The following is a 22,165-nucleotide window of genomic DNA, read 5'->3' as shown; positions in this document are numbered from 1 at the left end:
TTCCTGCCGCCCGGAGTGTCCAGACTCCGCCCGCCCTTATGCGGAGCGCGACCTATCGGTTACCGCGAGCGGCCGGTGTTCCCCGCTCGTCAGAGGCGGGTGAAGCACCATGCGCCGAGGGCCAGGGCGGTCACCGCGACGAGCCCGGCGACGGTGACGGATGCGACGGGGCTCACACCCTGGGCCACCGGGCGGTGCTGCCGCGCGCGGGTCACGGTCCAGGCCAGCAATGCGGCTCCGAACAGGCAGAACACCATTCCCGCGAAGATCGCCGGTCCGCTCTCCATGGTCCCCCGAGCTCCTCTTTCCCGTCCTCCGACACCGGCCCGGGCGTGACGCTGCCACGCCCGGGCGGCGTGCGGGCGAACCGGAGGTGAACGTGGGGGCCACGGTCCGGAGCGACTCGGCCGGATCCGGTCCCGGGGCCCGCCGGCAGAAATCTCGGATCGGTGGGAAAGGCGCGCGGAGCGACCGGTACCGGTGTGAAGGACGAGACGCATGGCAGGGAAGTGACTCATGGGGCGACCGGCCCGACACCGGCCCCGACGCCGGCGGCCGCCCCGCCCGCCGGTGTCAGCCGGCCGGCTCCAGGAAGCCCTGCTCCACCAGCAGCCGGATCTGGGCCGGCGTACGGTCGCGCAGCAGTACGGGGTCCTCACCGAGGAGCTGGGCGATGGCGTCCAGGATCCGGCCCGCGCTCATGGTGCCGTCGCACACGCCGGCGAAGCCCGCGCCGATCGTGTCCACCTTGGTGGCCCGGCGCATCCCGCGGTTCTGCCGCAGCACGACGTGCTCCGGGTCCTCGGCACCGGGCAGCCCGACCTGTTCCTGCACGACCTCGGCGGCCAGCTCGAAGCGCGCCCCGAGCAGCGCCGCATCGTCGTGCGCCCGCAGGTAGTCGAGCCGGTCGAAGTGCGCCCGGACCGTCTCGCCGAGCGGCTGCTCGACCGGGTGCGGCCACTCCTCCACCGTGACCGACGGCGCGGCGGAGCCCGACTTGCGCAGGGTGATCCAGCCGAAGCCGACCGCCCTCACCTTGCGCGCCTCGAACTCGTCCAGCCACGCGTCGTACCGCGCCAGGTACCCGGCCCGGTCGCCGCGGTGGTCGCCGGCGTCCCGCAGCCACAGCTCGGCGTACTGGGTGATGTCCTGCACCTCGCGCTGCACGATCCAGGCGTCGCACCCGCGGGGCACCCATGACCTGAGTCTGTCCTGCCAGTCCTCCCCCTCGACGTGCTGCCAGTTGGCGAGGAACTGCGCGAACCCGCCCTCGTTCAGCCGTTCCCCCGCTTCCTGAACGATCGTGCGGCACAGATCGTCCCCGCCCATCCCGCCGTCGCGGTAGGTGAGCCGGGCGCCCGGGGAGATCACGAAGGGCGGGTTGGACACGATCAGGTCGTACGTCTCGTCGTCCCGGACCGGAGTGAACAGCGACCCCTCGCGCAGATCGGCGGCCGGGGCCCCGGACAGGGCCAGGGTGAGCCCGGTGATGTGCAGCGCGCGCGGGTTAACGTCGGTGGCCGTCACGCGCGTGGCGTGACGGGCCGCGTGCAGCGCCTGGATGCCGGAGCCGGTGCCGACGTCGAGCGCGGAGGCCACGGGCGTACGGACGGTGATGCCGGCCAGGGTCATGGACGCACCGCCGACGCCGAGGACCACGCCCTCGTCGCGGCTGCCGATGCCCCCGGCTCCGCCGACCGCGCACCCGAGGTCGGACACGATGAACCAGTCCTCACCGGCCGGCCCGCCGTACGGCCGTACGTCCACGGCCGCGGTGAGGTCGTCCGCGCCGGCGCGCGTAAGCCACCCGCTCTCCAGGCAGACGTCCACGGGCAGGACCTCCGCCACGCGCGCGTGCGGCACCGGCTGCTGCAACAGGAACAGCCGTACGAGCGTCTCCAGCGGGGTGTCCCCGCGGGTGGCCCGGAGGGCGGGCACGGTCTCGCTGCGGGCCAGCGCCGCGTACGCGGGGGCGCCGAGCAGTTCGAGCAGTCCGTCGGCGGTGAAGGAGGCTCCGAGCAGGGCGTCGCGCAACCGCGCGGCGGCTTCGGGGCGGTCGGACGAGGGCAGGGGCGGCAGGCTGGCGTCACTCACGCCCTCCATTGTGGCCGCCGCCCCCTCCCGGCGCGCCCCGCGGCTGCGGGGCGCTTCGTCGCCGACGGGACGTCAGCTCTTGGTGGCTCCGGCCGACGCGGTGGCCGTCTGGCAGCTCGGCTGCCGGGACATCGCCTCGCCGACCTCGCCCTCCTCCAGGGTGCTCAGAGCGTCGTTGCCGCTCTTGCTCAGCTTGTCCAGCTCGGCGGCGATGTCCTTGAGCCCGTCGGCGAACTCCGCCTGGTCGTCGGTGTCGAGGCCGTCGACCTGCTTCTTCAGCGAGGCGTACGACGCGGAGATGCCGTTGAGCTCCTTGACGGCGTCCGTCTGCTTCTTCTCGCCGTTCTCGACGTCCGGCGGCCCGGCCTTGTTCACGGCTGCACCGATCGCCTTGTAGGCGTCGGACATGTCCTGGAAGGCCTTCGAGTCGGCCTTCTGGACCTCTTCCGGCGTGCTGTTGTCCGAGGTCTCCTTCTGGATCGCCGCGTTGGCCGACTTGATCTTCGCGGCCTGCGGCTGCACCGAGTCGCAGACCTCCTTCGCCCAGGCGTCGAGCTTCTCGTTGTTGTCGTCGCCGCCGCATCCCGTCAGCGCCAGTACCAGTACCGCACCGCCGGACAGTGCGGCCGCGAGCTTCTTGTTCACCGGATTGGTCCCTTCCATGGCCTTCGGCCCCGGAACATACACGCCGGATGGACTACACCCACCCGCCGAACGTCCGGTAAGACACTTTTGAAGCCATTTGCACCAAGCGAGAGAAGGCTCACGGCCAGGGTGCGGACACCAGCAGCGGGCGGACGGCGCGCCAATACGCGCCGTCCGCCCGCACCTTGATCCGGTGTCCGCCCGCCGCTCCTAGGAAACCACCGCCGGATCGGGCGACTTGGGTTCCGGCTCGGAGTCGTTCTCACCGTCCACGGCGATACCGCGCCGCTTGGACACGTACACCGCGCCGACGATCACGACCAGCGCCAGCACCGCGATGAGCACCCGCATCCCGACGCTCTTGTCCGCACCGTAGGAGAACTCGATGACCGCGGGCGCGATGAGCAGCGCCACCAGGTTCATCACCTTCAGCAGGGGGTTGATCGCGGGTCCGGCGGTGTCCTTGAAGGGGTCGCCGACGGTGTCGCCGATGACGGTGGCCGCGTGCGCCTCGCTGCCCTTGCCGCCGTGGTGGCCGTCCTCGACGAGTTTCTTCGCGTTGTCCCAGGCGCCACCGGAGTTGGCGAGGAACACCGCCATCAGCGTGCCCGCGCCGATCGCGCCGGCGAGGAAGGCGCCCAGGGCGCCCACGCCGAGGGTGAACCCGATGAAGATGGGCGCCATCACGGCGAGCAGACCGGGCGTGGCGAGCTCGCGCAGGGCATCCCTGGTGCAGATGTCGACGACCTTGCCGTACTCCGGTTTCTCGCTGTAGTCCATGATCCCGGGCTTCTCGCGGAACTGCCGCCGCACCTCGTAGACCACCGAACCCGCCGACCGCGACACCGCGTTGATCGCCAGCCCCGAGAAGAGGAAGACGACCGCCGCGCCCGCGATCAGACCGACGAGGTTGTTGGGCTGGGAGATGTCCATCATCAGGCTCAGGGGCGCGCCCTCCCCGCTGAGTTGCTCGCCCACGTCTCTCGCGCCGGTGGTGATGGCGTCCCGGTACGAGCCGAACAGCGCCGCCGCCGCCAGTACCGCGGTGGCGATCGCGATGCCCTTGGTGATGGCCTTGGTGGTGTTGCCGACCGCGTCCAGGTTGGTGAGCACCTGGGCACCCGCGCCCTCGACGTCGCCGGACATCTCGGCGATGCCCTGCGCGTTGTCGGAGACCGGGCCGAAGGTGTCCATGGCGACGATCACACCGACCGTGGTGAGCAGGCCGGTGCCGGCCAGTGCCACCGCGAACAGCGCCAGCATGATCGACGTACCGCCGAGCAGGAACGCCCCGTAGACGCCGAGGCCGATCAGCAGAGCGGTGTAGACGGCGGATTCGAGACCGACGGAGACACCGGCGAGCACGACGGTCGCCGGGCCGGTGAGCGAGGACTTGCCGATGTCCCGCACCGGACGCCGGGTGGTCTCGGTGAAGTAGCCGGTGAGTTGCTGGATGAGGGCGGCGAGCACGATGCCGATGGCCACCGCGACGAGCGCGAGGATCCGCGGATCGCCGTCCCTGCCCAGGATCGCCTCGTCGGTGACGCCGTCGAGGTCGGCGTACGACGACGGCAGATAGACGAACACGGCGATCGCGACCAGGACGAGCGAGATCACCGCGGAGATGAAGAACCCACGGTTGATCGCGCTCATGCCGCTGCGGTCGGCGCGCCTCGGCGCCACGGCGAAGATACCGATCATGGCGGTGACGACACCGATCGCCGGCACCAGCAACGGGAACGCCAGTCCCGCGTCGCCGAACGCCGCCGAGCCCAGGATCAGCGCGGCCACCAGGGTCACGGCGTACGACTCGAAGAGGTCGGCCGCCATGCCCGCGCAGTCGCCGACGTTGTCGCCCACGTTGTCGGCGATGGTCGCGGCGTTGCGCGGATCGTCCTCCGGAATGCCCTGCTCGACCTTGCCGACCAGGTCGGCGCCGACGTCGGCGGCCTTGGTGAAGATGCCGCCGCCGACCCGCATGAACATCGCGATCAGCGCGGCCCCCAGGCCGAACCCCTCGAGCACCTTCGGCGCGTCGGCCGCGTACACGAGCACCACGCAGGAGGCACCCAGCAGACCGAGGCCCACGGTGAACATGCCGACGACGCCGCCCGTCCGGAAAGCGATCTTCATCGCTTTGTGCGAGACGGCGGTGAGATCCTTTTCCGGCTCGCCCTCGGCCGGAGTGGCTTCGCGTGCCGCTGCGGCGACCCGCACATTGGTGCGCACGGCGAGCCACATACCGATATAGCCGGTGGCCGCCGAGAACGCCGCTCCGATCAAGAAGAACACCGACCGTCCGGCACGCTGAGTCCAGTCGTCCGCGGGCAGCAGCATGAGCAGGAAGAACACGACGACGGCGAATACGCCGAGGGTGCGCAGCTGGCGGGCCAGATAGGCGTTCGCGCCCTCTTGGATCGCCGCCGCGATCTTCTTCATGCTGTCGGTGCCCTCGCCGGCCGCGAGTACCTGGCGCACCAGGACTCCCGCGACCACGAGCGCCGCCAGCGCAACGACCCCGATGACCACCACGAGCAGGCGGTTGTCGTCGGTCAGCACGGCGGCTGCGAGGGATGTGGGTTGGCCCGACTCGTATGGGATGGAAAGCCCCGCCATTCGTCCTCCTTGACGCTTGGGCTGAGCTCAAGATGTGGACGGGATTGTAGGTACCGGAACCTGATCAAAACAGAGCGCGTGAAATGTAAATGGCCTGCACGCACTCTTCCCATTGATCGCCGGGCGGCCAGTTGCCCGAAATCGGTAATGCCTTTGGGGCATTCACGTGATCGCATTTCCAGGACGCCGGTCGATCGTGAAGGAATTCACGCGATCAACCGCTCGTGACCACTGTAAGGGCGGGCACCGGCACCCGCACATGCCGAAGGGCCCCACTCGTGGGGCCCTTCGGGTGAAAACGTCGCCGTACGGGTGAACGGTCAGGCGAGGAGGGTGGCCGGCGGCACGGTGGGCCACCTCATGCGGATCGATCCGCCGTGCTCCCCGGCGCTGACCTCGACGTCGTCGACGAGACCGCTGATGACCGCGAGGCCCATCTCGTCCTCCTCGGTCTCCACGTCCGCGTCGCCCGACCCGTCACCGGCTCGTCCGCCGGGGACCGCGTGGGGTGCCTCGTCGCCGACCTCGATGGAGAACTGCTTCTCCTCCTCGATCAGCAGCACCTTCACGGGCGCCGAGATGCCGCCGTGCTGGTGCAGTCCCACGGCACGGGTGCACGCCTCGCCGACGGCGAGCCGGACCTCGTCGAGGACGGCCTCGTCCACTCCGGCCCTGCGCGCCACCGCCGCCGCCACGAGACGGGCGGTCCTGACATGCTCCGGCAGCGCGCTGAAGCGGAGTTCAACGGTGGCCATGCATCCCCCTCGCAACTACGGGCGTGCTGTGGAGAGGCCGGGCCGCCGAACGCCCGGCCCTCCTCGTGGTTCTCTTCCGCCGCCCGGGCGCCACGGCCCGGGAGCGTGGTGGTCAGTCGGTGGCCGCCACCGCTTCCTCGACCGAGGTGTGGATCGGGAACACCTTGGTCAGGCCGGTAATGCGGAAGATCTTGAGAATGCGCTCCTGGTTGCAGACCAGGCGCAACGAGCCCTCATGGGCTCGAACCCGCTTCAGGCCGCCGACCAGCACGCCGAGTCCGGTGGAGTCGAGGAAGTCCACACCTTCCATGTCGACGACAAGGTGGAAACTGCCGTCGTTCACCAGCTCGACCAGCTGCTCGCGCAGCTTGGGCGCGGTATATACGTCGATTTCGCCACCGACCCTGACGATCGTGCGATCGCCCATGGTCTCGGTCGACAGGGACAGGTCCACGGATCCTCCAGCACCTAGCTATCGAGCGGTCGCCCTTGGGGCATCTCGGCTCAGCCCCCGGGACGGTTCGCCAGCCGCGATGGCATTCAATCACTTACCGGCAGGCGTGCACGACGCCTTGGCCCCATTGTCCGTCACGCCAGTGACACACTCGGTGCCGATGGCCAAGAATCACCGATCCGACAGACCCCCGACGCAGGCCCCGTCCAGGACCGCCCCGGGCGTGGTCCTGGACCGGCTCGCGTCCGGACCGAGCCGGGCTTCGCGCATCACTCATACGGAGCACTTGCCCCCGCGCGAGGGTCGCCATGCCGTCTGGCCGGACCGGATCCGCACGGAGGTCGTCGCCGCCGTCCGGGCCGCGGGTATCGACCATCCCTGGGCCCACCAGGCACGCGCCGCGGAGCACGCCCTGAACGGCGAGTCCGTCGTGGTCGCCACCGGTACGGCGTCCGGCAAGTCCCTGGCGTATCTCACGCCCGTCCTGTCGACGCTCCTGGACGGCTCGCAGGCGCCGAACGGCCGCGGGGCGACCGCCCTGTACCTCGCCCCCACGAAGGCCCTCGCGGCGGACCAGTGCCGGTCCGTGAAGGAACTTTCACAACCACTGGGCCATTCGGTGCGTCCGGCGGTCTACGACGGGGACACGCCGTTCGAGGAACGCGAGTGGATCCGCCAGTACGCCAACTACGTCCTGACCAACCCGGACATGCTGCACCGGGGCATCCTGCCGTCCCACCCCCGCTGGTCCTCCTTCCTGAAGTCGCTGAAGTACGTCGTCGTCGACGAGTGCCACACCTACCGGGGAGTGTTCGGCTCGCACGTCGCCCAGGTGCTGCGCCGGCTGCGCCGCCTGTGCGCCCGCTACGGCGCCTCTCCCGTCTTCCTGCTGGCCTCCGCGACCGCCGCGGAGCCCGCGGTCGCCGCCCGCCGTCTGACGGGCCTGCCGGTGGTCGAGGTGGCCGACGACGCCTCACCCCGGGGTGAACTCGTGTTCGCCCTGTGGGAGCCCCCGCTGACCGAGCTGCACGGCGAGAGGGGCGCCCCGGTCCGCCGTACGGCCACCGCCGAGGCCGCCGATCTGCTGACCGACCTCACCGTGCAGGGAATCCGCTCGGTCACCTTCGTGCGCTCCCGGCGCGGCGCCGAACTCATCTCCGTGATCGCCCAGGAGCGCCTCGCCGAGGTCGACCGGTCGCTGGCCCGGCGTGTCGCGGCGTACCGGGGCGGATATCTCCCCGAGGAACGCCGTGCCCTCGAACGGGCCCTGCACTCCGGCGAGCTCCTCGGCCTCGCGGCGACGAACGCCCTCGAACTCGGCGTGGACATCTCGGGCCTGGACGCCGTGGTGATCGCCGGCTACCCGGGCACCCGGGCCTCCCTGTGGCAGCAGGCCGGCCGGGCCGGACGGTCCGGGCAGGGCGCACTCGCCGTCCTGGTCGCCCGCGACGACCCCCTGGACACCTTTCTCGTCCACCACCCCGAGGCCCTCTTCGAGAGGCCCGTGGAGTCCACCGTCCTCGATCCCGACAACCCCTACGTGCTCGCCCCCCATCTCTGCGCGGCGGCCGAGGAACTGCCGCTGACCGAGGAGGACCTGGCCCTCTTCGGCCCGGCCGCCGAGGAACTGCTCCCGCAACTGGAGGCCGCGAAGCTGCTGCGCCGGCGGACGAAGGCCTGGCACTGGACCCGCCGCGAGCGGGCCGCCGACCTGACCGACATCCGCGGTGAGGGCGGCCGGCCGGTGCAGGTCGTCGAGGCCGGTACGGGCAGGCTGCTCGGCACGGTCGACGCGGGCGCGGCGCACACGAGCGTCCACGAGGGCGCGGTCCATCTGCACCAGGGCCTCACCTATCTCGTCCGCTCCCTCGACCTGGAGGACTCGGTCGCCCTGGTCGAGCGGGCGAGCCCGACCTACACGACGGTGGCCCGGGACACGACGTCGATCTCCGTGCTGGAGACGGACACCGAGATCCCGTGGGGCGACGGCCGGCTCTGCTACGGCACCGTCGAGGTCACCAACCAGGTGGTCTCCTTCCTGCGCCGGCGCCAGATCACCGGCGAGGTGCTGGGTGAGACGAAGCTCGACCTTCCTCCTCGTACGCTGCGCACCCGCGCGGTGTGGTGGACGGTCACCGAGGACCAGCTGGACCGGGCCAGGATCAACCCGGAGATCCTCGGCGGCGCCCTGCACGCCGCCGAGCACGCGTCGATCGGCATGCTTCCGCTCTTCGCCACCTGCGACCGCTGGGACATCGGCGGAGTCTCGATCCCGCTCCACCCCGACACCCTGCTGCCCACGGTCTTCGTCTACGACGGTCACCCGGGCGGCGCGGGCTTCGCCGAACGCGCCTTCCACACCGCCCGGGCCTGGCTCACGGCCACCCGCCAGGCCATCGCCTCCTGCGAGTGCGACGCCGGCTGCCCGTCCTGCATCCAGTCCCCCAAGTGCGGCAACGGCAACGACCCTCTGCACAAGCGGGGTGCGGTGCGGCTGCTCACGGTGCTGCTGGAGGGGGCACCGGCGGAGAAGCCGCGGGAGACGGAAGGTGCTGCCGGGACGGCCGGTGGCCCGGAGGCGGAGGAGCAACCGGAGCGGTCGCCCGGGCCCCGGCAGAACCCGGAGCCGGGACCTCCGGCGGAGGGTCCACCGGACCGGCCGGTCCCGCCCGTGCCCTGACCTCCACCGTGAACGGCCCCGGGCCCGACGCCACCGACACGTCCGACACCTCGCCGGTGATCACGCACCGCACGAGCCGTGTGCCCTGCGCGCGGGCCACCCGGTCCGCCCGCGCGCAGGCCGCCGTGGTGCCCCGCGTCCAGTGGTCGGCCGCGGCGAGCGCCGCCAGGTCCGCTCCGCCGGCCGCCCGGTGCCGGACCACGACCACCTGCCCGAGGGCGAGGACGACGCCGAACACCACACACAGCACGGCGACGGCCCCGACACTCCAGACGGTCGCCGACCCCCGGTCGGTGCGGTGCCCGGCGGCTCGGCCGCCCCTCGGCCACCGCTGGGCGGCTCGGCCGCCCCTCGGCCACCGCTTCCAGGACCGGGGGCCCCTGCGTGGCCGCGGGTGGGTCCTCATGTCTCCGCTCCCGTCGTCTCCTCCACCGCGGCGACGGCCTCCTCCCGCAGGTCGAAGGGCAGCCCGTGCAGCACCGGGGGTCTGGCCACGACGACCACCCGGACCTGCCCGGCCTCCCGGCTCACCATGACTCTGGCGCCGGGCGGCGCCGCCTCACGGGCCACCGCGACGACCGCGTCGTGCGGATCCTGCCGGGCCGCCGCGCGGGCGCCGGTGCGGGCCGCGTCCACGCACTGGATCTGCGCCGCCACCACCAGCAGGCCCCAGACCAGCGCCGTCGCGAACATCACCAGCACGGGCAGCACCATGGCCGCCTCCGCCGTGACGAACCCGCGGTCGGCACGACCTTCACATCCGGCCATCGAGTGCCTGCTGCACGATGTTCCGCAGCGCCGTGCTGACCGGTCCGCTGTTGACCACCTTGTAGAGCACCACGGCGAACGCCACCGCCGCCACGATTCCCATGGCGTACTCCGACGTCACCATTCCGGCGTCCCTCCGCGCCGCACGCAGCTTGCACACCAGGGCACCCAGTCGTGCCCGCACCGCCTGATACATCTCAACCCCCGTCAGGAGAAGTCTCATTGATCTTGTGGGTACTGCTCGTTCCGCCGGCTCCGCCGGTCCTGCCGCCCTCTTCCGTCACGCACCACCTCCTCCCAGCACCCCGCCCGCGAGTCCGATGACCACGGGCAGTACGCCGACCGCGATGAACGCGGGCAGGAAACACAGCCCCACCGGGGCGCTGACCATGACGGCCGCTCTCCGGGCGCGTGCCGTCGCCGCGCGGGTCCACTCCGCGCGGGCCTCGGCGGCGAGCCGGCCCACAGGGGCTGCCAGGGGGAGTCCGGACACATCGGCCCGTTCCAGCAGCCGGGCCAGCGGCACGGCGCCCGGCAGCGACTCCAGCCGGCGCCACGCCGCTCCCGGTTCACCACCCAGCCGTACTTCCGCCGCGCCCCGGGCGAGCGCACCCCCGACCGGCCCGCCCAAGGTCTCCCCGACGGCCTGCGCCGCCAGTACCGGTCCGGCGCCCGCCGCGATGCAGGCGGACAGCAGATCGGCGGCGAGGGGGAGTTGGCTTCCCGCCCCGGCGGTGTCCGCCGCGGTGGTGTGCGCCCCGTGCGCGGGCGCGCCCGCCGCCGTCTGCCGCAGCCGCCACCACAGCCCGGCCGCGGCGACCAGCCCGACCGCCACCCCCGCGGGTCCGCCCACCAGCACCCACCCGGCACACGCCACGCCCGCATGCGGCATCCAGCGCCGCGCGGCGAGCAGCAGCGTGCGGTGCGAGGCAGGAGCCGGCCGTTCCGGCGCCAGCACCCGGGCCAGGCGCCGCCGCACTCCGCGCTCGAACCGTGTGCGGTCCCACCATCCCGCCAGCCAGACGAGCGCGGCCACGATCCCCACCGCCACCCCCAGCCTGTGGACAACCTCCCCGCTCATGCCGCCACCTCCTCCGCGCCCCGCATGATCCGCAGCGCCCACCACAGGCCCAGGCCCTCCAGCACCCCGCCGGCCACCAGACAGGCCAGCCCCGACGACGTGTGCAGCAGGATGTGCAGCGGGTCGGCGCCGAGGGCCGCGCCGAGGGCCAGGCCGACGACCGGGAGCCCGGCGAGCATCACCGCCGTGGCGCGGGCACCGGCCAACTGGGCGCGCAGGTCGGCCCGCTGGTCCCGTTCGGCACGCAGCGCCGCCTCCAGCCGGTCGAGCCCTGCCGCGAGCCCGGCACCCTGGTCCACGGCCACCCGCCAGCACGCGGCGAGTCCCCGCAGCCCTTCGGCACCCGGCTGCCGTGCCGCCGCCGCCAGGGCGTCCGGGACGTCCCCGCCGAACCGCGCCGCCGCCAGCACGGCCGCCTGCATCTCACCCAGCCCGCCGGAGTCCCGAGCGGCCGGCAGCAGCGCCTCGCCCGGCTGCCGGCCGGCACGCACCTCACCCGCGAGCGCCCCGCACAGCGCGATCACCGCGTCCCCGCGCCTCTCCTCGGCCCGGCGCTCCCCGGTGGCCCGCCGCAGCCGCCGCAGCAACGGCACCCCGGCCGCCCCCGCGACGACCGGCAGCACCGACGCTCCCAGCACCGCCAGCACCAGCCCGGCGGCCAGCGACCACCACTCGACGCGCAGCCACCCGCGGATCCGCCCCCACTCACGGAGCACCCGGGTCCGCCCGGGCGGCCCGTTGTCCACGGGGCTCCCGCCGGCCAGCAGCAACCGCGTCCGCCTGGCATCCGCCTGCCCGCCGCCCAGCAACCACGCCGCGGCTCCCAGACAGGCCACGGCCACGCCCATCGACGCCTCCGTCGCGGCGTTCATGCCCCGCTCCCCTCGCGCCGTCCGTCACCGGTCGAGCTCCCGAGCAGTTCCCGCAGTCGCTCCCAGCCCCGCTCGTGGACGAACGCCTCCGGTCCCCACCGCAGCGCCGGCACCGTCCGCACCAGACCCGACGGGTCCCGCTCCAGCACGTGCACCTCCGCGATCCGCCGCCGACCGCCCCGGTCGCGTACGAGGTGCAGCACCACCGAGAGGGCGGCCGCCAGCTGGCTGTGCAGGGCGAACCGGTCGAGTCCGGCGGCCGTTCCGAGTGCCTCCAGCCGGGCGGGCACGTCACCCGCCGCATTGGCATGGACCGTGCACGAGCCGCCTTCATGGCCCGTGTTGAGGGCCGCCAGCAGATGGACCACCTCCGGGCCGCGCACCTCGCCCACGACCAGCCGGTCCGGCCGCATGCGCAGTGCCTGCCGCACCAGGTCCTCGAGGGTGACGAGACCCGCGCCCTCCTGGTTGGCGGGCCGTGTCTCCAGGCGCACGACGTGCGGGTGATCGGGCCGCAGTTCCGCCGAGTCCTCTGCCAGGACCACGCGCTCGTCCGGACCGACCAGCCCCAGCAGCGCGCTCAGCAGGGTCGTCTTGCCGCTGCCGGTGCCGCCGCTGACCAGGAACGACAGCCGCGCGTCCAGCAGCGCCCGCAGTACGCGGTCCCCGCCCGGCGGCACGGTCCCGGCCATCACCAGTTCGCCGAGTGTGAAGGCGCGCGGCCGCACGACCCGGAGCGACAGGCAGGTGCCCCCCACGGCCACCGGTGGCAGCACCGCGTGCAGGCGTGTCCCGTCGGGCAGCCGTGCGTCGACCCAGGGCCGGGCGTCGTCAAGGCGCCGGCCGGCCACCGCGGCGAGCCGTTGTGCCAGGCGCCGGACGGCCGTCTCGTCCGGAAAGGCGATCCCGGTGAGTTCCAGCCCGCCGCCCCGGTCCACCCAGACCCGGTTCGGCGCCGACACCAGCACGTCGGTCACCGAAGGATCGGCGAGCAGCCGCTCCAGCGGCCCACTGCCGACCAGCTCGGACCGCAGTTGCTCGGCCGCTCCCAGCACTTCGGCGTCCCCGAGCACCCGCCCCTGGTCCCGCAGCGCCTGCGCCACCCGCGCGGGCGTCGGCTCGGCCCCGCTCTCGGCCAGCCGTCGTCGTACCCCGTCGAGCAGACCGGGTGGCATCCCCGCCCCGCTCACCGCCGGACTCCTCATGCCGCCCTCGCTTCCACCAGCGTGCGCTCCCAGAACTCCCGGCAGAAGCGGGCCAGCGGGCCCCTGCCCGACGCCCCTGGCGGCCGGCCCGTGTCGTACGGACCCTGCAGGGCGGGCTCGACGGGGACGTCTCCCGCCAGGGGCAGTTCGAGCAGCCGGGCCACCTCCCGGTCGTCCAGGCCGGGCGCGTAGGGGCCGCGCACCGCAACGCGCAGGTCGCGCAGGACCATGCCCACGGCTGAGGCGACGCGGCCCGCCGCGGCGACGGCGCGCAGCTCCGCGGGGACCACGAGGAGCCCGAGGTCGAGCTGGGCGAGGATCTCGGCGACCCCGTCGTCGACGCGGCGTGGCAGATCGACCACGACGGTGCCGCCCCCGCGCCGGGCGGCGGCGAGCACCGCGCGGACGGCCCGGGGCGGTACGGCGAGGCAGTCGCCCCGGTCCCAGCTGAGCACCCGCAAGGAGTGCAGTTCCGGCAGTGATTCCTCCAGGGCTCCGCCGCCGACCCGTCCGTGCGACGCGGCGAACGCGGGCCAGCGCAGCCCCTTGGCGGTCTCCCCGCCGAGGGCCACGTCGAGTCCGCCGCCCAGGGGGTCCGCGTCCACGAGGAGGGTGCGCAGTCCTTCGCGGGCGGAGGTGACGGCGAGGGCGCACGCGAGCGTGGATGCTCCGGCGCCACCCCGGCCGCCGATGACGCCGACGGTCAGAGCGGGCCGTCCGACACCTTCGGCCACGTCGGCGATGCGGTCGACGAGCCACTGCTCGCCGTCGGGCAGCATCAGCACGTGGTCGGCGCCGATCTCGACGGCCCGTCGCCAGACTCCGCTGTCGTCCTGGTCGCGGCCGACCAGGACGACTCCCGGCCGGCGTGCCGCCCCGCGCACCCTCCGCGCCGCGTCGTCGCCGACGAGGACGAGGGGTGCGGCCTCCCAGCTGCCCCTCGGTTCCGGCACCCCGTGATGGACCTCGGGTGTGGCACCGGCCGCCGCGCAGAGGCGCAACAGGTCGTCGAGGAGTGCGGCGTCCTCGGTGACGATCAGTGGTGCGCCCTGCCGGCCTCCTCCGGAGGCGGGCGGGTCGTGCGTGATGGTTCCGTTCATGTTCGTCCCCCTTTGCTTCGTGGTCCCGCGCTGCCCCTGCGGCCTCGCGATTCCCGGACGGGTGAAGAGCCGGCAAGCGGCCTTCCTGTGAGCGGCCGGCGGAAACCGGCCCCCGCGCGACCCGGCAAACGGAACCGGCCACGAACTCGCGGCGAGCGGGTCGCGCTGGAATCACGGTGCAGCGATCCGGAGAAACTCGTGGATCTTGGTCGATAACTGTGGACGGGACGACGGCTGTGAATATCGCGGTCACCCATACCGGTGAGCGCGGGGTGCCTTCTGCGCGAGTCCCGCAGGGCAGTCCGGCGACTACCACGGGTAACTTTTCATGCCCATGACAAAACACCGACGACGAGCACCGCCACGGAGTCCCAAGCGGGGGCAGAAGCGTGAAAATGCGTCCGGACATGCGACGACCCCCGCCGGGGGGGAGAGCGGGGGTCGTCCCCACGGCCGACTCGGGGGGGGGAGGAGTCGGACCGGGTTAGCACGGTCGCGAACGATCCGTGACTTCCATGGTGTACCCGAGAGCCTTCCCAGGCAAACCCACACGCCCCACCTTACGCCGAATGGGCTGCGCCTATGCTCATGGACGTGGAAAACCACTCCTTGCCCCGCACAGCCGCCTTCTTTGACCTGGACAAGACGGTCATTGCGAAGTCGAGCACGCTCACGTTCAGCAAGTCCTTCTACCAAGGCGGCCTGATCAACCGCAGGGCGGTCCTGCGAACCGCATATGCCCAGTTCGTGTTCCTCGCCGGCGGCGCGGATCACGACCAGATGGAGCGGATGCGCAAGTATCTGTCCGCCCTGTGCCGCGGCTGGAACGTGCAGCAGGTGAGGGAGATCGTCGCCGAGACGCTGCACGACCTGATCGACCCGATCATCTACGACGAGGCCGCCACCCTCATCGAGGAGCACCACACCGCGGGGCGCGACGTCGTGATCGTGTCCACGTCGGGTGCCGAGGTGGTCGAACCGATCGGCGAACTCCTCGGCGCCGACCGGGTCGTCGCCACCCGCATGGTCGTGGGCGGTGACGGGTGCTTCACCGGCGAGGTGGAGTACTACGCGTACGGGCCGACCAAGGCCGAGGCGATCCGGGAACTGGCCGAGTCCGAGGGCTACGACCTGGCCCGCTGCTACGCCTACAGCGATTCGGCGACCGATGTGCCGATGCTGGAGTCCGTGGGCCACCCGCACGCCGTGAACCCGGACCGCGCGCTGCGCCGCGAGGCCCTCGCGCGGGACTGGCCGATCCTCGACTTCCACCGGCCGGTGCGGCTGAAGCAGCGCTTCCCCGCGTTCGCCGTGCCGCCGCGCCCCGCCCTGGTCGCGGCGGCCGCGATAGGAGCCGCGGCGGCCACCGCGGGCCTCGTCTGGTACGCCAGCCGGCGCCGCACTTCGGTGGCCTGACCGCTCCCCTTCACGGGTCGCGCGGGCGAGCGTCGCCCGCGTTCGTCATGTGGACGCCCGTTTGACACGTCTTTCAACACAAAAGTAAAGAAGCAGGCCCAGGACTTCCGCCTGCTTCGAAACGGGAGTACAAAGGACTTAACGGCCCGCGAGACCAAGGACATCCGAGAGGATCACCTTTACAACGCATTCGGCCCCACGGACCGAGCATGAACACCGGGAACCCACGCGACGTCGACCCGTCGATTACGGGCCAGCCGCACCAGGTGACGGGCAAAGTTCCCGACCTGATGGGCATATAGCGAGGACGCCTGGTAACGCGGTGAACATGCCAGCGGCGGTACGAGTATTCGTACCGCCGCATCTTCGCGCAGCCCTTTGAACGGCATTCACGCCGTCCCGTTCACGCCGCTCCGCGCTGCAGCGCCTCGCACACCGCCGTCGACTCGCGCGCCCCGAGTTCCACGGCCCGCCCGCAGTGGGCGATCCAGGCGGCCATTCCCTCGGGGGTGCCGGAGACATAGCCCTCCAGTGCCTCCAGATAGGCGTCCCGTCCCAGCTCGGCGTGTCCGACCTCGGCGGGGCAAACGGACTTGGGGTCGAGCCCGCTGCCGATCAGGACGATGCGTTCGGCCGTGCGCGCCACCAGTCCGTTGTGGGAGGTGAAGGGGCGCAGGGCGAGGAGTTCGCCGTGCACCACGGCGGCCGTCACCAGCGCCGGTGCGGAACCGCCCGCGATGATCAGCTCGGACAGCCCCTCCAGCCGACCGTGCGCCTCCGCCGCGCTCGGCAGCGGGAGCCCGGTCAAGGGCTCGTCGACCGGCTCACCCTCCTGCCGGGGCCGCCCGGTCCGCTCCGCCTTGTCGGCCGCCGCGACCAGGTGCAGCCGGGCCAGCACCCGCAGGGGCGACTGCCGCCAGATGGACAGCAGCTGTCCCGCCTCGGCGGTCAGGCGCAAGGCGGCGCCCATCGTGCGCGCCTCGTCGTCACCGCTGAAGTCGCTGCGCCGGCGCACTTCCTCCAGGGCCCAGTCGGCGCCCGACAGCGCCGCCGAGCCGCGGGCGCCGCGCAGCGCCGCCTCGGAGGTGATCTCGTTGCTGCGCCGCCGCATGACCCGGTGCCCGTAGACCCGGTCCACGGCCTTGCGCACGGACTCCACGGAATCGGCCACGCCGGGCAGGGCGCCCAGGGCCGCGAGCGGGTCGGCGGTCGCGCCTGTCGTACTCATGAGTACGACATTACGCACCCAGGGCGCCCGCCCCACGATGGAGTGGTCTTCTTCACGCACAACTGTGACGTAGAGCCATCAGCACCTTACCGTTGGTGAACATGAAAATTGCTTTCGTAGGGAAGGGCGGCAGCGGAAAGACGACCCTGTCCTCCCTGTTCATCCGCCATCTCGCGGCCTGCGGTGCCCCGGTGGTCGCGGTCGACGCCGACATCAACCAGCATCTCGGTGCCGCGCTGGGCCTGGACGAGGCGGAGGCGGCCGCCCTGCCCGCGATGGGCGAGCACCTGCCGCTGATCAAGGACTACCTGCGCGGCACCAACCCGCGCATCGCGTCCGCCGAGACGATGATCAAGACGACGCCGCCCGGCGAGGGCTCCCGGCTGCTGCGGGTGTGCGAGGACAATCCGGTCTACGACGCCTGCGCGCGCCCGGTGGAACTCGACGGCGGGACCGTCCGTCTGATGGTCACCGGCTCCTTCACCGAGGCCGATCTGGGCGTCGCCTGCTACCACTCCAAGACCGGAGCGGTGGAGCTGTGCCTCAACCACCTGGTGGACGGCCCCGGCGAGTACGTCGTGGTCGACATGACCGCCGGATCGGACTCCTTCGCCTCCGGCATGTTCACCCGCTTCGACGTCACGTTCCTCGTGGCCGAGCCGACCCGGAAGGGCGTCTCCGTCTATCGCCAGTACAAGGAGTACGCCCGCGACTTCGGCGTGGCCCTCAAGGTCGTCGGCAACAAGGTGCAGGGCCCGGACGACCTCGACTTCCTCCGCGCGGAAGTAGGCGACGACCTGCTGGTGACAGTGGGGCACTCCGACTGGGTCCGGTCCCTGGAGAAGGGCCGGCCGCCGCGGTTCGAGCTCCTGGAGGAGCCCAACCGCCACGCCCTGCGCCTGCTGCGCTCGGCCGCCGACGCCGCGTACGGACTGCGGGACCGGGAGCGTTACACACGCCAGATGGTGCATTTCCATCTGAAGAACGCCCGGTCGTGGGGGAACGAGCGCACGGGGGTCGACCTGGCGGCCCAGGTCGACCCCGGTTTCGTGCTGGGCGAGAGCGTCACGGCGTCCGCCTGACACTCACCCCTTCGCCGCCGGGGAGCCGGGTGCCCCCTTGGGAGCCGGGGCGGGGCCGCCGGACAGGAAGGAGTCCCAGCCCTTCTTGGGGGCCTCGCCGACGCCCAGCGTGCGCAGCTTTGCGAGGGTGGCCGGGTCCTGGGCGTCCAGCCAGTCCACCAGTTGCCGGAAGGAGACACAGCGGACGTCGGGCTTGTTGCACACCGTCTCGACGACCTCCTCGACGGCACGCATGTAGGTGCCGCCGTTCCAGGACTCGAAGTGGTTGCCGATGATCAGGGGCGCCCTGTTGCCCTTGTGGGCCCGCTCGAAGCCCTGGAGCAGGCCGTCCCGCATCTGGTCGCCCCAGAGCGCGTGCTTGGCGGGGTCGCCCTGGGTGGTGGTGCCCGACTGGTTGACCATGAAGTTGTAGTCCATGGTGAGCTGTTCGAAGGAGTGCCCGGGGAAGGGCACGAGCTGCATCGACAGATCCCACAGCCCCTGCTTCTTCTTCGGCCACACCTGGTTGTTGACCCCGCTGGTGTCGTAGCGGAAGCCGAGTTCGCGCGCGGCCTTCATGAAGTTCTTCTGCCCCTCCAGGCACGGGGTGCGCGCGCCGATGAGCTCCTCGTCGTAGTCGAAGGGCAGCGGAGCGGTGTTCTTCATGCCGGCGTTGGTCTTCCAGGTCTTCACGAAGCGCTTGGCCTGCGCGATCTCGTCCTTCCAGTCCGCCACCGACCACTCGCCGACCCCACCGGCGCTGCCGCAGAAGTGCCCGTTGAAGTGGGTGCCGATCTCGTTGCCCTCGAGCCAGGCCAGCCGCAACTGCTTCACGGTGTCGGCGATGCCCTGCCGGTCGTTGAAGCCGATGTCGGAGCGGCCCGGGGAGTGCTGAGGCGGCCGGTACAGATCACGCTTCTCCTCCGGGAGCAGGTACACGCCGCTCAGGAAGTACGTCATGGTCGCGTTGTTCTCCCTGGCGACCTTGCGGAAGTGGGAGAAGAGCCGCTGGCCGTCCTCGCCCGCGCCGTCCCAGGAGAAGACGACGAACTGCGGGGGCTTCTCACCCGGCTTCAGCCGCTCGGGCCGGGGCAGGTGCGGCTGCGCTCCGGTGTACGCGGTGGAGCCGTCGCCGATCAGCCGGACGACGTTCTTCGGCGCGGGGGCCGGGTTGGCCTTCTCCCGGGCCCGTGGCTGCTCGCCGGTGCCGTCGCTGCCGGTGCCGCAGCCGGCGAGCGAGGCGACGCAGACCGCGGCGATCACGGTGCCCGCGGCGATCCTGTGGGTGGCGGCCATCCGCCCACCTTCTTCCTTCTCTCGGGCCGAGCTCGATGAGGGCGATGTCTGGTGCTGTGCCGGTCCATGCCGACAGCGCCGCCAACGTCGCACGAAAGGAAGAAGGAATTAATACGACAAGCCGACGAAATGACCACTTCACTCGCCGAGGTGATTGATTCCCCCATTTGCCCGGAAAGTCTATGCCAGCGCTTTACTCGGAATTACGATTCGTTTACTGATTGTTGCCATCTCCCCGCCGTTCCGGGGCTCTGCCCCACGGCCATGACCGCCCCGCCACCGAGCGCGACCACCAGCCGAGCGACCGCGCAGACCCGAAGGAGACGGGACACCATGTCAGCCTGCGTTCCCACCCGTACCGTCGATCCGGACCACACCGAGCGCACCCATCCGCCCCACAGCCCGCCGCCCGGGCCCCGTCGTTTCCGCGTCGCCGGCGCCGACGTGTCGGCCGCGATCGCGGTCTTCCTGATCGCCCTCCCCCTGTCCCTCGGCATCGCCCTCGCCACCGGCGCGCCGCTCCAGGCCGGCCTGGTCGCCGCCGCCGTCGGCGGAATCGTCGCCGGGCGGATCGGTGGCTCCCCGCTCCAGGTCAGCGGTCCGGCCGCGGGACTCACCGTCGTCACCGCCGACATCATCCAGCAGTACGGATGGCGGGCGACCTGCGCGATCACCGTGCTCGCCGGCCTCGCCCAGCTCGGTCTCGGCTGTCTGCGGGTGGCCCGCGGCGCGCTCGCCGTGAGCCCCGCGATCGTGCACGGCATGCTCGCCGGCATCGGTGTCACCATCGCCGTCGCCCAGCTGCACATCGTCCTCGGCGGCACGCCGCAGAGCTCGGTCCCCGACAACCTCCGCGCACTTCCCGCCCAGCTGGCGGACCTGCACCCCGCGGCCCTGTCGGTGAGCGTGCTGACCCTCGCCCTGCTGCTGCTCTGGCCGCGGCTCCCCGGCCGGGCCGGACGCCTGCTGCGTGCGGTTCCGGCCGCACTCGTGGCCGTCGCCGGGGCGACCGCGATCGCCGCCGCGGCCGGGCTCGTCCTGCCCAAGGTGGATCTGCCGTCCTGGCGCAACCACGCCCTGGCCGGACTGCCCGAGGGACCCGTGCTCGGCCTCGTTGCCGCCGTGCTCACCACGACACTGGTGTGCAGCGTGCAGTCGCTGCTCGGCGCGGTGGCGGTGGACAAACTGGTGTCCGGCCGCCCCGGTGCCGGCCCCGTCGGGCGGTCCGACCTGGACCGCGAACTGCTCGGGCAGGGCGCGGCCAACATCGTCTCCGGCTCGCTCGGCGGACTGCCCGTGGCCGGGGTCGCGGTACGCAGTTCCGCGAATGTCCACGCGGGTGCCGTGAGCCGGAACTCCACGATGCTGCACGGCGTTCTCGTAGTGGCCGCCGCACTGCTGATGGTCCCGCTCCTGGAGTTCATCCCGCTCGCCTCACTCGCCGCCCTGGTGATGGCCGTCGGCATCCAGATGGTGTCCCTGCACCACATCCGCACGGTGACCCGCCACCGCGAAGTGCTGGTCTACGCCGTGACCACCCTCGGCGTCGTCTGCTTCGGCGTCCTGGAGGGAGTGGCCCTGGGCATCGCCGTCGCCGTCGCCGTCGCCCTGCACCGCCTCACCCGCACGCGCATCACCCACGAGGAAGAGGAAGGAGTCCATCACGTACACGTAAGAGGGCAGTTGACGTTCCTCGCGGTGCCACGGCTCAGCCGCGCCCTGCATCTCGTACCCCAGGGGGCCGACGTCGTCGTGGAACTGGACGGCTCCTTCATGGACCACGCGGCGTACGAGACGCTTCAGGACTGGCAGAGCACCCACACCGCCCGGGGCGGCACCGTGGAGATCACCGGCCGCCGCGCCGGGGTCCGGATCGCCGAACCCGCCGCCCTCACCTCCGGGGAGCCCGCCGACGGACCCGAGGAGGCGGGCGCGTCCGACGCGGAATGCCGCTGCCGGCCCTGGACGGCCTGGCGCAACCACCAGTGCGAGCGCCCCCGGTCACTGCCGGACGGCGACCGGCCCCCGGGCACGACCGACGGGAAGGACGGAGAGGACCGAGCGGGCGGTACGGACGGAGTCGCTGCAGTCGAGCCGGAGCCGGACGGTACCAGTGGCGACCAACTGGTGCGCGGCCTCAGCGCGTTCCAGCGGAAGACCGCTCCCCTGGTGCGCGGCGAGCTGGCCCGGCTGGCGCGCGAGGGGCAGCAGCCCGCCCAGCTGTTCCTGACCTGCGCCGACTCGCGGGTGGTCACGTCCATGATCACATCCAGTGGTCCCGGAGACCTGTTCGTGGTGCGCAACGTCGGCAATCTCGTGCCCCCGCCCGGCGCGGAGAGCGGCGACGACTCGGTGGCCGCCGCCCTCGAGTACGCCGTGGAAGTACTGGCGGTGCGCTCGATCACGGTGTGCGGGCACTCGGGGTGCGGTGCGATGCAGGCCTTGCTCGACTCCGACCCGGGCGGCGCCCGTACGCCGCTGAGACGCTGGCTGCGGCACGGGCGGCCGAGCCTGGAGCGCATGGGCGACACGAGCCGGCCCACGCCGCGGCTGACCGGGAGGACACCCGCCGACGCCGTCGAGGAGCTCTGCCTGACGAACGTGGTGCAGCAGCTGGAGCACCTGCGCGCCCACGAATCGGTGGCCCGGGCCCTGAAGGACGAGGCCCTGGAACTCCACGGGCTGTACTTCCACGTGGGTGAGGCCCAGGCGTACCTCCTCACCGAGCGGGGAGAGGAAAGGGTGTTCGACAGAGTCCGAGCCGCGGACCTGGCGATGTGAGGCGGGGCGTGTCCGGGTGTGAGAGGCGTTACACACCTTGAACCGGCCTGCTCCGGGGCCCGTGGGAAGGGGTGTCGCACACCGCGCCACTCGACCCCCGACAGGTCTAAACC

18 protein-coding genes and 1 pseudogene are annotated in these 22,165 nt (G+C 72.0%); 4 read left to right on the top strand and 15 right to left on the bottom strand.

What is annotated here, in order from left to right; translation table 11 throughout:
- Positions 1-89: 89 nt before the first annotated feature.
- The 6 genes from F1615_RS08275 to bldG form a co-directional block, all read right to left on the bottom strand.
- Positions 90-287, bottom strand: a complete 198-nt coding sequence (locus F1615_RS08275) for a hypothetical protein (RefSeq protein ID WP_149548198.1) — start codon at positions 285-287, stop codon at positions 90-92.
- A 286-nt stretch (positions 288-573) separates the two neighbouring features.
- Positions 574-2,103 carry a DUF7059 domain-containing protein gene (locus F1615_RS08270; protein WP_208818266.1) on the bottom strand — a complete coding sequence of 510 codons (1,530 nt, stop codon included), beginning with the start codon at positions 2,101-2,103 and terminating at the stop codon, positions 574-576.
- A 63-nt stretch (positions 2,104-2,166) separates the two neighbouring features.
- A complete protein-coding gene (locus F1615_RS08265; RefSeq protein WP_149548196.1) occupies positions 2,167-2,757 on the bottom strand; it encodes a small secreted protein in 591 nt (196 codons plus the stop codon).
- A 192-nt stretch (positions 2,758-2,949) separates the two neighbouring features.
- Positions 2,950-5,355, bottom strand: a complete 2,406-nt coding sequence (locus F1615_RS08260; RefSeq protein ID WP_149548195.1) for a sodium-translocating pyrophosphatase — start codon at positions 5,353-5,355, stop codon at positions 2,950-2,952.
- A gap of 320 nt (positions 5,356-5,675) precedes the next feature.
- On the bottom strand, positions 5,676-6,110 hold the full coding sequence (locus tag F1615_RS08250; protein WP_149548193.1) for an ATP-binding protein: 435 nt from the start codon (positions 6,108-6,110) through the stop codon (positions 5,676-5,678).
- 112 nt (positions 6,111-6,222) lie between these two features.
- Positions 6,223-6,564, bottom strand: a complete 342-nt coding sequence (gene bldG / locus F1615_RS08245; protein WP_003991900.1) for an anti-sigma factor antagonist BldG — start codon at positions 6,562-6,564, stop codon at positions 6,223-6,225.
- 79 nt (positions 6,565-6,643) lie between these two features.
- Between bldG and F1615_RS08240 the strand changes: the two genes are divergently transcribed.
- On the top strand, positions 6,644-9,244 hold the full coding sequence (locus F1615_RS08240; RefSeq protein ID WP_244328670.1) for a DEAD/DEAH box helicase: 2,601 nt from the start codon (positions 6,644-6,646) through the stop codon (positions 9,242-9,244).
- Positions 9,245-9,284: 40 nt separating this feature from the next.
- Here F1615_RS08240 and F1615_RS08235 read toward each other — a convergent pair.
- From F1615_RS08235 to ssd, 7 genes and pseudogenes are all read right to left on the bottom strand, one after another.
- Positions 9,285-9,650, bottom strand: a pseudogene (locus F1615_RS08235) (Rv3654c family TadE-like protein); the annotation flags it as partial.
- Positions 9,647-10,012, bottom strand: a complete 366-nt coding sequence (locus F1615_RS08230) for a TadE family type IV pilus minor pilin (RefSeq protein WP_149548191.1) — start codon at positions 10,010-10,012, stop codon at positions 9,647-9,649. The pseudogene F1615_RS08235 and the gene F1615_RS08230, both read right to left, overlap by 4 nt.
- Complete coding sequence (locus F1615_RS08225) at positions 9,999-10,208, bottom strand: DUF4244 domain-containing protein (protein WP_149548251.1); 210 nt, start codon at positions 10,206-10,208, stop codon at positions 9,999-10,001. The genes F1615_RS08230 and F1615_RS08225 overlap by 14 nt, the downstream gene beginning before the upstream one ends.
- 84 nt (positions 10,209-10,292) lie before the next feature.
- Entirely contained in the window at positions 10,293-11,093 is an 801-nt protein-coding gene (locus F1615_RS08220; protein WP_149548190.1) for a type II secretion system F family protein, read from the bottom strand.
- Complete coding sequence (locus tag F1615_RS08215) at positions 11,090-11,965, bottom strand: type II secretion system F family protein (protein ID WP_149548189.1); 876 nt, start codon at positions 11,963-11,965, stop codon at positions 11,090-11,092. The genes F1615_RS08220 and F1615_RS08215 overlap by 4 nt, the downstream gene beginning before the upstream one ends.
- The gene (locus F1615_RS08210) at positions 11,962-13,170 is read right to left on the bottom strand and encodes a TadA family conjugal transfer-associated ATPase (RefSeq protein WP_149548188.1); all 1,209 of its coding nucleotides are present in this window, start codon (positions 13,168-13,170) and stop codon (positions 11,962-11,964) included. The genes F1615_RS08215 and F1615_RS08210 overlap by 4 nt, the downstream gene beginning before the upstream one ends.
- Positions 13,167-14,270 (bottom strand): septum site-determining protein Ssd, encoded by a 1,104-nt coding sequence (gene ssd, locus F1615_RS08205; protein WP_149548187.1) that lies wholly within the window; start codon positions 14,268-14,270, stop codon positions 13,167-13,169. The genes F1615_RS08210 and ssd overlap by 4 nt, the downstream gene beginning before the upstream one ends.
- Positions 14,271-14,852: 582 nt before the next feature.
- Between ssd and F1615_RS08200 the strand changes: the two genes are divergently transcribed.
- Positions 14,853-15,686, top strand: a complete 834-nt coding sequence (locus F1615_RS08200; protein WP_149548186.1) for an HAD family hydrolase — start codon at positions 14,853-14,855, stop codon at positions 15,684-15,686.
- Positions 15,687-16,089: 403 nt separating this feature from the next.
- Here the strand turns inward: F1615_RS08200 and F1615_RS08195 are convergent, their stop codons facing one another.
- Complete coding sequence (locus F1615_RS08195) at positions 16,090-16,914, bottom strand: oxidoreductase (RefSeq protein WP_149548185.1); 825 nt, start codon at positions 16,912-16,914, stop codon at positions 16,090-16,092.
- Between the two features lie 101 nt (positions 16,915-17,015).
- Here F1615_RS08195 and F1615_RS08190 point away from each other — a divergent pair, with 101 nt between their 5' ends.
- A complete protein-coding gene (locus F1615_RS08190) occupies positions 17,016-17,996 on the top strand; it encodes an ATP-binding protein (RefSeq protein WP_149548184.1) in 981 nt (326 codons plus the stop codon).
- Positions 17,997-17,999: 3 nt separating this feature from the next.
- Here the strand turns inward: F1615_RS08190 and F1615_RS08185 are convergent, their stop codons facing one another.
- Complete coding sequence (locus F1615_RS08185) at positions 18,000-19,271, bottom strand: polysaccharide deacetylase family protein (RefSeq protein WP_149548183.1); 1,272 nt, start codon at positions 19,269-19,271, stop codon at positions 18,000-18,002.
- 333 nt (positions 19,272-19,604) lie between these two features.
- Between F1615_RS08185 and F1615_RS08180 the strand changes: the two genes are divergently transcribed.
- On the top strand, positions 19,605-22,052 hold the full coding sequence (locus tag F1615_RS08180) for a bifunctional SulP family inorganic anion transporter/carbonic anhydrase (protein ID WP_149548182.1): 2,448 nt from the start codon (positions 19,605-19,607) through the stop codon (positions 22,050-22,052).
- Positions 22,053-22,165: the final 113 nt, after the last annotated feature.

It is taken from the genome of Streptomyces marokkonensis, from assembly GCF_008312835.1.
GTDB classification, from domain to species: Bacteria; Actinomycetota; Actinomycetes; order Streptomycetales; family Streptomycetaceae; genus Streptomyces; species Streptomyces marokkonensis_A.
The sequence above is the reverse complement of the archived record's forward strand: the minus strand, read 5'-3'. Positions and strand labels throughout refer to the sequence as shown.